This window comes from Arthrobacter sp. YD4 (genome assembly GCF_030410515.1).
In the GTDB taxonomy this organism is placed as follows: Bacteria; Actinomycetota; Actinomycetes; order Actinomycetales; family Micrococcaceae; genus Arthrobacter.
This window is the reverse complement of record NZ_JAUHHD010000001.1, coordinates 218,774-230,655: the sequence shown is the minus strand read 5'-3', so window position 1 is coordinate 230,655 and position 11,882 is coordinate 218,774. Positions and strand designations below refer to the sequence as shown.

General features: G+C 69.6%; 13 protein-coding genes and 1 tRNA gene. 9 read left to right on the top strand and 5 right to left on the bottom strand.

Annotated elements, in window-relative coordinates; genetic code table 11:
- Positions 1-25 precede the first annotated feature (25 nt).
- The 3 genes from QWJ39_RS01025 to QWJ39_RS01015 form a co-directional block, all read right to left on the bottom strand.
- Entirely contained in the window at positions 26-313 is a 288-nt protein-coding gene (locus QWJ39_RS01025; protein ID WP_290255845.1) for an RcpC/CpaB family pilus assembly protein, read from the bottom strand.
- Between the two features lie 544 nt (positions 314-857).
- On the bottom strand, positions 858-1,109 hold the full coding sequence (locus tag QWJ39_RS01020; RefSeq protein WP_290255844.1) for an FmdB family zinc ribbon protein: 252 nt from the start codon (positions 1,107-1,109) through the stop codon (positions 858-860).
- 157 nt (positions 1,110-1,266) lie between these two features.
- Positions 1,267-1,902, bottom strand: a complete 636-nt coding sequence (locus QWJ39_RS01015; RefSeq protein ID WP_290255843.1) for a 5-formyltetrahydrofolate cyclo-ligase — start codon at positions 1,900-1,902, stop codon at positions 1,267-1,269.
- 96 nt (positions 1,903-1,998) lie between these two features.
- On the opposite strand from QWJ39_RS01015, the gene galU reads away from it, so the two are divergent.
- The 5 genes from galU to QWJ39_RS00990 all read left to right on the top strand — a co-directional run bounded on the left by galU (position 1,999) and on the right by QWJ39_RS00990 (position 5,802).
- Complete coding sequence (gene galU, locus QWJ39_RS01010) at positions 1,999-2,904, top strand: UTP--glucose-1-phosphate uridylyltransferase GalU (RefSeq protein WP_290255842.1); 906 nt, start codon at positions 1,999-2,001, stop codon at positions 2,902-2,904.
- Between the two features lie 4 nt (positions 2,905-2,908).
- Entirely contained in the window at positions 2,909-3,550 is a 642-nt protein-coding gene (locus QWJ39_RS01005) for a GNAT family protein (RefSeq protein ID WP_290255841.1), read from the top strand.
- A gap of 98 nt (positions 3,551-3,648) precedes the next feature.
- Positions 3,649-4,629 (top strand): hypothetical protein, encoded by a 981-nt coding sequence (locus QWJ39_RS01000; protein WP_290255840.1) that lies wholly within the window; start codon positions 3,649-3,651, stop codon positions 4,627-4,629.
- Between the two features lie 168 nt (positions 4,630-4,797).
- Positions 4,798-4,870, top strand: a tRNA-Ala gene (locus tag QWJ39_RS00995).
- Between the two features lie 107 nt (positions 4,871-4,977).
- A complete protein-coding gene (locus QWJ39_RS00990; RefSeq protein WP_290255839.1) occupies positions 4,978-5,802 on the top strand; it encodes a DUF1206 domain-containing protein in 825 nt (274 codons plus the stop codon).
- 104 nt (positions 5,803-5,906) lie between these two features.
- On the opposite strand, the gene QWJ39_RS00985 is transcribed toward QWJ39_RS00990, so the two are convergent.
- Complete coding sequence (locus QWJ39_RS00985) at positions 5,907-6,083, bottom strand: CsbD family protein (RefSeq protein ID WP_290255838.1); 177 nt, start codon at positions 6,081-6,083, stop codon at positions 5,907-5,909.
- 279 nt (positions 6,084-6,362) lie between these two features.
- On the opposite strand from QWJ39_RS00985, the gene QWJ39_RS00980 reads away from it, so the two are divergent.
- Complete coding sequence (locus QWJ39_RS00980; protein WP_290255837.1) at positions 6,363-8,039, top strand: cellulase family glycosylhydrolase; 1,677 nt, start codon at positions 6,363-6,365, stop codon at positions 8,037-8,039.
- A 27-nt stretch (positions 8,040-8,066) separates the two neighbouring features.
- Here the strand turns inward: QWJ39_RS00980 and QWJ39_RS00975 are convergent, their stop codons facing one another.
- Positions 8,067-8,909, bottom strand: a complete 843-nt coding sequence (locus tag QWJ39_RS00975; protein WP_290255836.1) for an SDR family NAD(P)-dependent oxidoreductase — start codon at positions 8,907-8,909, stop codon at positions 8,067-8,069.
- 61 nt (positions 8,910-8,970) lie between these two features.
- On the opposite strand from QWJ39_RS00975, the gene QWJ39_RS00970 reads away from it, so the two are divergent.
- The 3 genes from QWJ39_RS00970 (at position 8,971) to QWJ39_RS00960 (ending at position 11,856) form a co-directional block, all read left to right on the top strand.
- Positions 8,971-9,306 carry a YnfA family protein gene (locus QWJ39_RS00970; protein WP_290255835.1) on the top strand — a complete coding sequence of 112 codons (336 nt, stop codon included), beginning with the start codon at positions 8,971-8,973 and terminating at the stop codon, positions 9,304-9,306.
- 158 nt (positions 9,307-9,464) lie between these two features.
- Positions 9,465-10,067, top strand: coding sequence for a hypothetical protein (locus tag QWJ39_RS00965; protein WP_290255834.1), 603 nt, complete (start codon positions 9,465-9,467; stop codon positions 10,065-10,067).
- Between the two features lie 196 nt (positions 10,068-10,263).
- The gene (locus tag QWJ39_RS00960; RefSeq protein WP_290255833.1) at positions 10,264-11,856 is read left to right on the top strand and encodes an ABC-F family ATP-binding cassette domain-containing protein; all 1,593 of its coding nucleotides are present in this window, start codon (positions 10,264-10,266) and stop codon (positions 11,854-11,856) included.
- The last annotated feature ends 26 nt before the right edge of the window (positions 11,857-11,882 follow it).

Here is an 11,882-nt window from a genome sequence, read left to right as displayed (position 1 = left end):
GAGCAACAGCACGCCCGCAGCGTGACTACGGCCCACCGGGACCAACGAGGACAAAAAACAACTTTCCCTGCGTCGACGCGCCGGCAAGCTTCCTGGACTGCTCGGGGTCGGCCGCAACCACCATCAGCCCGTCCGTATCGCCGACGTCGAGCCATTGCCCGGACCTGCCGCCACGGGCGGAGGTCCAGAGCACCGGGACGCGCGCGGCCAGAATCTCCGACGTTGCCGCCTGCTCAAACCCATTGCCGCCGGTCAGCACGATGTTGACCAGCTGACCGGGGGAGACCAGCTGGATCGAGGCGGGATCAGCCATGCGCAACGGTACGGCGGCGGAACCGGGTGGGCTCCCGGTCAAGAGGCCGGGTCCGACAAAGAACGATGAGCTCAGCAACTGCCCCCGGCTCAACGCGATGCCCAGCTGCTGCCCCTCGGCCGTCGACGGGTCAATGGCCGCGTCAGGTAAAACCCCCGGCGGAACCTGGACTGCGTTGAGATCCCCCGGGGCGAGGAGCCGCCCCGCCGGAAGATCCCCGGCCGCGGCCCAGGCCGTGACCGTCGGCGGGGGAGCGGGAGTAAGCTGCTGGACTGCGAGCCCGGCGGCCAGGCACAACAGAAGGGCGGCGATCAGCCTGCGGTTGCGCCCCACCCAGCGACGGAGGCGACGTGGGGAGGACCGGCGGGAGGTAAGTAAGCGTCCTCCCGCGGGCCGGCCCGCAACGGATGGGCCGCGGGCAGTCCCGGTACGAAAGAAGTGAAGCCTTGCTGGTGCCATGGCTTCACGGTAGGAGCCTGAACGCGGCGGGCTTAGCCCCGGTCCGGGCTATGTGGACAAGCTACAGCGGGAAGCTGCAGGTGCCTTAGTTGGCGGCGGCGGTCGGAGCCGCGGCCGGGGTGGCAGCCGGTGCGGCGGGCGCCACGGAGCTGCCTTTGGAATCGCGGGAATCGGTCCGGTAGAAGCCGGAGCCCTTGAAGACGACTCCGACGCTGTTGAACTTCTTGCGCAATGTTCCCTGGCACTCCGGGCAGGTCGTCAGCGATTCATCGGAGAACGACTGCACGGTCTCGAAGGCGTGGTTGCAGTCCTTGCAAGCGTAGGCGTACGTGGGCACTGGGTTCCTCCTCTAGGACAAACGAGCAGGTCCCGTACTGCGTCCCTCCCGTCCGCTCCTTGAGGGGGCGGCTGGCTCGGGGAGCCAGGGGATTAGCAGTCACAGGGCCTGAGTGCTAATTCTATCACCGCGCGAACAAGTGGAAGAATATGCGGCGTCAGCGGCTGGCGACTGTGGGAACAAGGCCGTCGGGCGTGAGTGCGGCCCCGACCTTCCGGTCGAAGACTTCGACGGGGATGGTGCCCGCGGGCAACACTTCATCGGCGTAGACGACGCCGGCAGTCGGCACCGGGTGGCTGCCGTCGTTCCCGGGCAGGGCCGAGAGGGCGGCGAGGAACTTGTCGTAGTAGCCGCCGCCCTGGCCGATCCGGTTTCCGTCGAGGTCCACCGCGGTGGCGGGAACGAAGATTCCGGCTGCCCCCGCCACGGCATCGGTGCCAAGCCGTTCCCCGATTGGTTCCTGAAGCGGCGCGTACCGGCTCCGCGCGTATTCGCTCTGCGGCGTCCACACCACCCAGCTCAGTTCCAGGTCCGGCTCGCAGACGGGAAGCAGCACCCTATGCCCGGCGTCGTGCAGGGCCTCCAACAGGGGAAGAGTCGGCGGCTCCGAGCCGACCCCCAGGTAGGCGGCGAAGGTGCCTGTTCCGCCGTCGGTAAGCGACGCCGCCCACGCGGCGCCGTGCACGGCCAGGGCTGAACCGGCCGCCGAGCGCGCCGCCGGCGTCATTGCCGCCCGACGCTGCCGGTGCCGGGTGCGGATCGCTTCCTTGGTGTCCCTGTCGCGCGCTTCCATGCAGTGGCTCCTTCGCCTCGCCGGCCGGGCAAACACGCCGCAGCCGCACCGTAAGGGCAATTACCTGATGTTTGCCCCCTCGGTTAGATTAGTCGGGTGAAGACACCTAACGCCTCCGTCCGCAAGGCCGTCATCCCCGCAGCGGGCCTCGGCACCCGCTTCCTTCCCGCCACCAAGGCGATGCCGAAGGAGATGCTGCCCGTCGTCGACAAGCCGGCCATCCAGTACGTGGTCGAGGAAGCCGTCAAGGTGGGCCTCAACGACGTCCTGATGATCACCGGGCGCAGCAAGCGGGCCCTGGAAGACCACTTCGACCGGGTCCCCACCCTGGAGGCGACCCTCGAAGCAAAGGGTGACACCGCCAAGCTCGAGTCCATCCAGGCCGCCAGCAACCTCGGCGACATCCACTACGTCCGCCAGGGTGACCCGATGGGCCTCGGCCACGCTGTGCTGCGTGCCAAGCAGCACGTCGGCTACGAGCCGTTCGCCGTCCTGCTCGGTGATGACCTGATCGACGCCCGCGACGAACTGCTGAGCACCATGATCGAGGTGCAGGCCAAGACCGGCGGTTCGGTCGTGGCCCTGATCGAGGTCGACCCTTCGCAGATCAGCGCCTACGGCTGCGCCGACGTCGAGGCCGTCGACGGCGAAGACTACGTGCGCATCAACCACCTCGTGGAGAAGCCCGACGTCGAAGACGCGCCCTCCAACCTGGCGATCATTGGCCGTTACGTCCTGCACCCGGCCGTCTTCGACGTGCTGGAGCGCACCGAGCCCGGCCGCGGCGGCGAGATCCAGCTCACCGACGCCCTGCAGGAACTCGCCGCCGGCGAGGGTGAAGGCTACGGCGTGTACGGCGTCGTCTTCCGCGGCCGCCGCTACGACACCGGCGACAAGCTGAGCTACCTGAAGGCCTGCGTCCAGCTGGCCTGCGATAGCGAAGACCTGGGCCCGGGCCTGCGGGAGTGGCTGCCGGGCTTCACCGCCGGGCTGACGCACTAGTCCCGTGGGGGGCAGCTTCACCTGGCCGGTCACGCTGGAGAGCGGCGACCTGGTCCTGCGGCCGATCCGGTACCGTGACCGCCGCGAGTGGAGCGCCCTCCGCGCCCGGAACGAGCAGTGGCTGGCCCCCTGGGAGGCGTCCAACCCGGCTCCCGGGGGCGGCCTGCCCAACTACCGGCAGATGGTGAGTTCGCTGAAAGCCCAGGCGGCACAGGCGACGGCCCTGCCGTTCGTGATTGCTGCCTGGACGCCGGGACACCGGGAACCCGTCATTGTGGGGCAACTGACCGTCTCCTCGATTGTGTGGGGCTCGGCCATGATGGCCACGCTGGGGTACTGGGTGGACCAGGACCGGGCCGGGCAGGGCATCGCGCCCACCGCGGTGGCCATGGCCACGGACCACTGCTTCCGCACCCTCGGGCTGCACCGGATGGAAATCAACATCCGGCCGGAGAACGGTCCCAGCCTGCGGGTGGTTGAGAAACTCGGCTTCAGGGACGAGGGGTATCGGCCCCGGTACCTGCACATCAACGGCCGCTGGGCGGACCACCGCAGCTTCGCGCTGACGGCCGAGGAGGTCCCCGAGGGCCTGCTGGGCCGGTGGCTCCGGGAGGGCCCGGTACGCCGGCGGGAAACGCCGTCCTGACCTGCGTTTTCGTCACGTTGGGCAGTTTCTCCGGCCGCGCCGCGACACACCGCCGCTAATGCGGTCCGCCACGCCCTCAAGCTCTTACGGTTTTGAGTGTGGACTTCCCTCTCAGCAGCTCAGTGATCCTTGTCGTCGCTGTTGCGCTCTGGATCGTATGGGTGGCTCCCTACATGCTCCGGAACAGCCGCCAGCTTCGGCCGGCTGGAGACTTCCTGATGGACGCCGCGGACGTGGAACGAGCCGACCCCCAAGCCGGAAACGTCGTGGCCATGACGTCACCGCAGGAGAAACCGATGACCAGTACGCAGCGCCCCGCCTCCGCCCCTTCGACGCCGGACTCGGCGTCCGCCCCGGCGTCGATGAAGTCCGCCCGGCCCTCGAGCCTTCCGGCAAACTCCGCGTTCCGCATCCGGTACGGCCGCCTGGCGCTGGCGTTGCTGGCGGTGGTGTCCCTCCTGACCGGTGTCGTGTCCGGCGTGCTCCGCCTCTTCGGTCTGGGCTCCGGCTGGTTGCCGGTCCTGACCCTGCTGGCCGCGGTCGCCGCCGTCGTACTCCTTCGTTCCCTCGCCGTGCGTGACCGTCGCCGCAAAGTTGAGCGCGCGTTCCGGTCGGCCATGGCCCCGCCCCGCCCGGCGCGGCCCGCGCCTGCCGAGCAGCCCACTGCCGTCCCCTCCGACGCTCCGGCAAAGGAGAGCCCCCTGTTCGACGCCGAAGCCGACGGCGCGCGGGTCCGTCCCGTCACGCTGACCGTCGCCGAGCTGCGGCAGGCTGCCCTGGCCGAGGCAGCCGCGTCCGGTGACACCTCCGTCCACCAGGTCGGCGACCCGGCGTCCCCCGAGGGCGCCAGCTGGGAACCGGTCCAGGTGCCCAAGCCGACCTACGTCGAGGCCCCCAAGGCCGAACGTGCGGCCCCGGAACCCCTCGACCTCCCCGCCGCACCGAAGGCCGTCGGCAAGCCGTCGCTGAAGCAGGCCTCCGTGCGCGGCGCCGAGGAGGCTGCCGAGTCCAAACCCCAGGGCAAGGGCCAGAGCGCACTGAGCAACCTCGACGACGTCCTCCAGCGGCGCCGAGCCTGAGTCCACCCAGGAAGCCCCGGATCCACCACCACGGTGAATCCGGGGCTTTTTGGCTTTTCCGGGTGAGGTTGGTGCCCGCGCCGGTGCGTCGGTTGGCGTTGCGGGCAGATACTTTGTAGCCTAAGAACGTTTGGTGGCGCCGTTCCCTTTCGGGAGCGGCGTTGTCACGGGGCTATAGCTCAGTTGGTAGAGCGCTTCGTTCGCATCGAAGAGGTCAGGAGTTCGAATCTCCTTAGCTCCACATTGCCTCCCGCCGCCGGTTCCCCGCGCGGCCCCATCATTCCCCTCGGCCTTCACGCTGGCTATGCTGGGCGGACCACTTCTGCCGCTCCAGTGAAGGATCCCGCCGTGGGTGAAGCCTCGCAAAAAGCCAACCGGGCCGTCTCGGAGGCCAGCTCCGCTGCCAGGGGACCGGTACTCCGGAACCTCGCCCGGGCGGGCTACGTCTTCATCGGCCTGGTCCATATCCTGATCGGTGCCATCGCCCTCCAGATTGACCGCGGGCAGGGCGGCGAGGCGGACCAGTCCGGGGCAATCGGCTCCCTGGCGTCCAAGCCGGGCGGAGCCATCCTATTGTGGGTGGGGTTCGCCGCCTGCGCGGCCTTGGCCGTGTGGATGGTGAGTGAGGCCGTCGTCGCCGGCCGCGCGCAGGGTGAGGCGAAGGACAAGGTCAAGGAAACGGCGTCGGCGGCCGGAAAGGCCGTCATCTTCGGCTTCCTGGCCATCACCTTTGCCGTCTTCGCCGCCGGCGGTTCCAAGAGCTCGAGCCAGTCGGCCAGCGACTTCACCGCCAAGATTCTGGCCGCACCCGCCGGCGTCCTCTTGCTGATCGTTATCGGGGCAGCGATCATCGGCGGCGGGGCCTACTACGTCTACCGGGGTGTCACCCGGAAGTTCATGGAGGACCTCAGCGTTCCCGGGAACCCCCGCACCGCCGTGGAGTGGCTCGGCACCATCGGCTACGCCGCCAAGGGCGTCGTGTTGGGCGTGGTCGGCATCCTCATCATCGTGGCGGCGGCGACGGCGGACCCCTCCAAGTCCTCAGGCCTGGACGGCGGCCTCAAGACCCTGGGGTCCCAGCCGTTTGGCGTGGTGTTGCTCGCCGCGACCGCGGCCGGTCTGGTCTGCTACGGGGTGTATTCGATGGCACGGGCCAAGTACGGCAAGTTCTAGGATCCGCCGGTTCCGGGCGTGCACCGGGGTGACTCCCGGGAAGTGGGGTGGCACAGCAAAGGGCGCCTCCCGTCACGGGAAGCGCCCTTGGCAGTTGTCCAGGATCAGTCCTTCTTGAAGGCGTCCTTGACCTTCTCGCCGGCCTGCTTGAGGTCGCCCTTGGCCTGGTCGGCCTGGCCCTCGGCGCGGAGGCGGTCGTTGCCCGTCGCGTCGCCGGCGGCTTCCTTACCCTTGCCGGTCATCTTCTCGGCAGCGTTCTCGATCTTGTCGCCCAGTCCCATGGTGTTTCCTCCTCTGGTTGGCGGCCGCTCGATACGGCCATGTCCCTATCCTAAGCCTGCTTAGCATCTATCGCGCAAGTAGGAGCGCCGCATCCGGGGCCAAGTCCCAGCCAAACCCCAGCCCCGGCCACGTGCGCCGCGGGAGTTCGTCGCCGTCGGACGCGGGCCGAAGACCAGGAAAATATTCCGCCCACCCCAGAGCGTCGCCAAAGGAGCGGCGGCCGGGCTGGGTACGGTGAGGCTCAGTGGGCCTGCCTGGCCCGGAATCTTGGAGGACATGTGTCATCAGGCCGCCCCACCAAACAGAGCCCTGCCCGCCGTCGTCGGGCCCGGACGCTGGGTGTCGTCGCCGCGGGAGTCGCCGCCCTGCTGGCGGTGGCGGCCTGCGCCGGGACCGCGGCGCCCGGCGCCGGCCTTGAGCGGCTCGCGGACACCACGCCCGCGGCCACGGGATGGCTGCACACCGACGGCGGCACCATCCGGGACTCGAACAACGCCCCGTACATCATCAAGGCGGCCTCCTGGTTCGGGCTCGAGACCCCCGACTGCGTCCCGCACGGACTCTGGGGCACCCTGACCATCGACGAAGCCCTGGCCAACATAAAATCCATGGGGTTCAACACCGTCCGGCTTCCGTTCTCCAACGAGTGCCTGGCCGCCACAACCATCAAGGGCAGCGTCAACTATTGGGCCAACCGGGCCTACAACCTGGAGGGCAAACGCCCGCTGGATGTGATGGACACGGTCATCGCCCGGGCCAAGGCCAACGGCCTGCAGGTCATCTTGGACCGGCACCGCCCTTCCTCGGCAAGCCAGTCGCCCCTCTGGTACACCGCCGCCGTCCCCGAGTCCCGGTGGATCTCGGACTGGCAGATGCTGGCGGTCCGTTACAGGAACGATCCGACCGTGATCGGGGCCGACCTGCACAACGAGCCCGCGGGATCCGCCACCTGGGGCGGACCCGCCGCGACCGACTGGCAGGCGGCGGCGACCCGGGGAGGCAACGCCGTCCTGGCCGCCAACCCGAACCTCCTGATCCTCGTCGAGGGAATCGAGAACCAGGCGACCGCGGGAGGCACCTGGTGGGGTGGTGGCCTGGCGGACGCCGGCGCGAAGCCGGTGTCCCTCGCCGTGCCGCACCGGGTGGTGTATTCGCCGCACGACTACCCGGCGTCCATGTTTGCCCAGAAATGGTTCAGCGACCCCGCCTACCCGGCCAACCTTCCCGCCGTCTGGGACCGCAACTGGGGATACCTGCAGAAGAAGGGAATCGCTCCGGTGTTGCTGGGGGAGTTCGGCACCGCCCTGGCCACCGCCTCCGACAAGGCGTGGATGGCCTCGATTGTCAGCTACCTCCAGGCCAACGGCATGTCCTTTGCCTACTGGTCCTTCAACCCCAACTCGGCCGGTACAGGCGGTCTGGTCCAGTCCGACTGGCGCACGCCGGAACGCGCCAAGCTGGATGCGCTGGCCCCGATTCTGACCAACGCCCCGGGCACGTCCCCAACGCCGACGCCGACGACGTCGCCCGCGCCTACGCCGACGACGTCTCCCTCGCCCACCCCGACGCCGACGGGCGCGCCCACGGCTCCCGCACCGGCACCGAGCACCAGCCCGTTGCCGTCGCCCTCGCCGAGCGCGAGCCCGGGACCGGCCAGCGGGGATGCCCTGTCGGCCACCTGGCGGTTGACCAGTTCCTGGCCCGGCGGCTACGTGGCGAACCTGGACCTTACGGCGCTGCGCGCGGCGCCGTCGTGGTCCGTGTCCTGGAACGACCCCACGGTGACCTCGGTTGCCAACTCCTGGGGGATGAAGTGCACGGTGTTCCCGAAGACGTCCGTCACCTGCACCGGCTCGGACTGGACGGCGAAGCTCGCCGCCGGGCAAAAGGTCACGGTCGGGTTGCAGGTCAACTCCGCAAAGGCGCCCGTCAACCCGGCGCTGACCATCAGGTAGCCGCCACGGCGCCGGTGCTTCCGCCGGTCAGCGTTCCGGTTCCACCACGGTGATATCCAGCGGCATTCGGTGACTCCTGCGGAGCCGGCCGGCCAGGACGTTTCGGGCGCCCCGGGACACCAGCCGGGCCGGGGTGAGGTCCCGGTACGCCGCCGCATCCGACGTGACCAGGCCCAGCAGGGGTTTCGCGGCGGCCTCCGGGGCCCGCCCCCACAGCCCCACCACCACCTGCAGGGCCGAAAGGCGCTTCTCGTAGCCTGACTGGGCCCGGATGCGCCGCAGGAGGTCCGTTTCCACCAGGCCGGGATTCATGCCGTGGACCCGCACGCCGGTGCCGCGCGTTTCCCGGCGCAGGGTCTCGGTGAACTGTCGCACCCACCGTTTGCTGGAGGCATACGCGTTCTGCAGCGGCACCGGCCCGCCGTCGCCCTGGCCGTAGAGGTTCACCAGGTCACCGTGGCCCTGCCCGAGCATCACCGGCAGCGCCACCCGGGAACCGTGGAAGGTGCCCAGGATGTTGGTCCGGACCACCCGCGTGAAGTCGTCCACCGGCGTGGACGCCGTCGGCCCGTACACACCCGAGACGCCGGCGTTATTTACCCAGATGTCCAGCCCGCCGAGGCGCAGGGCCTCGTCGCGCAGGGACTCGACGTCGGCCAGCTCCGCAGTGTCGCAGCCCAGCCCCAACGCCGTGATTCCCGCTGCCCGGAGCCGGGTGGCGGCCGCCTCGGCGTCGGCGGCCGACCGGGACGCGAGGACGACGGCGGCCCCCTCGGCGCCCAGCAGCCCCGCCATCGCAAAGCCCAGGCCTCGGGAGGACCCGGTCACCACCGCTACCCGCCCCTCAAGGAGCCCCTGTCCGGTCTGCATGCTTCCCTCATACCCGCCGACGCCGCCGCGGACAAGGGCCGGGGTGCGCAAAGATGGTGGCATGACCATTGCGCGCACCGTCCTGCTCTTTGCCCTGGCCGCCGTGGCCGAAATCGGCGGGGCCTGGATGATCTGGCAGGCCGTCCGCGAGGGCCGCGCCTGGTGGTGGGCCGGGATCGGGATCGTCGCCCTCGGGCTCTACGGCTTCGTCGCGACACTTCAGCCGGACGCCCACTTCGGCCGGATCCTGGCCGCCTACGGAGGCGTCTTCGTGGCAGGGTCCCTGGCCTGGGGCATGGCGGTGGACGGATTCCGGCCGGACCGCTGGGACGTCATCGGGTCCGTGGTCTGCCTGGCGGGCGTGGCCGTTATCATGTTCGCGCCCCGGGGTCCCTGAGCCCGCCGGTACGCCCCGCACCACTGTTTATCCCCAAGAAATCCGCAGGAATCCCGTTCCCCGCCGTCGCGCCGTCTCCGTCTGAGTAATGTTTTCCCCGGTTGGCTTGGTGACAGGGCCTGCCGGACACCTCTTTGGAACTCTGGAAGGAACACCCCTTGGCAGGAATTTTCACGTGGCTCGGCGCCCTGGGCACCGCAGGCAAGGCAACAGCCGTGGCCGCCGTCGTCGTCACCGGCGGAGCGGGGGCGGCGATGGCCGCCACGGTCAGCGAGATCACCGCGGATCCGACGCCGACCGTCACCGCCACGGCGACCGCCACCGACTTCCCGACGGCCGCCCCCACTGAGACCGCCGAGCCCACGGAACCGGCACCGACCGCTACCGCATCCGCGGAGCCGACCGAGACCGCGGAACCGACGGAGCCCGCCCCGGCCCCCTCAGCCACCGATACCCCGTCCGCTGCCCCGACCGAAACCGGCGAGGCCACGGAACCGGGCGAGTCCACGGAAACGAAGGACAGCGAACCGGAGAAATCCACTCCGGCTGAGGCGGGCAACAGCGCCTGGGCCCACGCGAACGCCGAAGCGCACCGTGCCGCCGGCCAGGCCAAAGCCGAACAGCACCGCGACGAGCACGCGGCCACCCCCGCCGTCCCCAGCTACGGCAACGGCCCGGCCCACGAAGCCGAGCACGACCCGGCTCCCGCGCCGGCCCCGGCAGCCGCTCCCGCGGCCGGCCATGGCAAGTCCGGCCGCTAACGGACCGCACACCCGAAGAGCCCCATACCCCAAGAGCCCCGTCCCGCAACCGCGGTGCGGGGCTCTTCGCATGCCGGGATATTCTGGAAACCACGGGTTCCCTGCGCCACCCGGACTTCCACTCCCGCTTCCCACAGCGGCCGGGCCGCCCACCGTACGGTCCGCCGTCGGGCACGGGCGCCCCGAAAGGACCCCCATGAGCCTGATCCGCCTGAACGACGTCAGCGTCCGCTTCGAGAACACTCCGGTCCTCCGTGAGGTCTTCTTCCGGCTCGAGCCCGGCGACCGGGTGGGGCTGATCGGCAAGAACGGCTCCGGCAAGACCACAGTCCTGAAGCTAGTCCTGGACCAGGTCGCCCCGGAGACCGGAACGGTCAGCGTCGATCCCGGCGTCCGCGTGGGCTACTTCTCCCAGTTCTCCGAACTCAACGGTGCCTCCACCATCACGGAGGTCCTCAACGGACTGTTCGGCACGGTGAAGGCCGTCGAGGCGGAACTTGCCGGGATCGACGCCGCCATCGCCGCCGACCCCGGTGCCGGGGAACTGGACCGCCTGATCACCCGGCAGGCCGCGCTCTTCGAGGAGATGGAACGGCTGGACGGGTGGGACTACCCGCGCCGGATCGACACCGTGCTGACCACCCTCGGCTTCGAGGACGCCCACCGGCACTGCGCCATCGACGAGCTGTCCGGCGGCTGGCGCAACCGGGCCGCGCTGGCGAAGATCCTGCTCGAAAGCCCGGACGTGCTGCTGCTGGACGAGCCGACCAACTTCCTCGACGTCGCCGGGGTGCAGTGGCTGGAGAACTGGTTCCGCGACTTCAAAGGCGCCGCCGTCATCGTCTCGCACGACCGCATGTTCCTGGACGCCGTGGTCACGCGGATCGTCGAAGTGGAGAACTACCACCTGCACGAGTATCCGGGGAACTTCGCCGAATACGTGGTCCAGAAGCAGTTCCGGCTCAAGACCCTGGAACAGCAGTTCGTCCACGAAGCCGAGCTGCTCGCCTTCGAAGCGGAGGGAATTGCCGACCGGCGTGAGGCCGCCAAGGCCGCCAGCCGGGGCCTGGAGAACAAGCTGGCCAAGATCAAGAAGTCGCGAACCCCCCGGCCGGTGGACCAGATCGTCACCGAGATCTACGGCGGCCTGCACGTCAAGGACGTCCTCTGCCGGGTCGAGGGGCTGGAAAAGTCCTACGACGGCCGGACGCTGTTCACGGACCTGGGCTTCGAGATCCGCAAGGGCAACCGGATCGCCGTCCTGGGCGCCAACGGCAGCGGCAAATCCACCCTCCTGCGAGTCCTCACCGGCGAGGAGGCCCCCGACGCCGGCACGGTCGCCTGGGCCAAGGGTCCGGGGTACGTCTCCTACAACGCCATGCTGGCGGCGCTCGACGACGGCGACACCGTCTCGCACGCCGTCAACGCCCTCCCGGACAGCCTGGCCCTGACCGCCACCAGGAAGTCGGTCAACCGCTTCCTCGCGATGTTCCAGTTCTCCGAGGCGGATCTCAAGCAAGAGATCGGCAACCTCTCCGGCGGCCAGAAGGCCCGCGTCGCCATGGCCCAGTGCCTGCTCTCGGGGGCGTCCGTGCTGCTCCTCGACGAACCCACCAACCACCTGGACCTCTCGAGTACCCAGGTGATGGAACGGGCCCTGCTGCACTTCCCGGGCGCCGTCGTGGTGGTCAGCCACGACCGGTTCTTCACGGAGAAAATTGCCACCCGGCTGCTGGTCTTCGGGGCCGACGGCGCCGCCCCCGGCCAGGTGGAGCAGCGCGCCGCCTGACCTGCGGCGGCTTACGGCGCCGACTA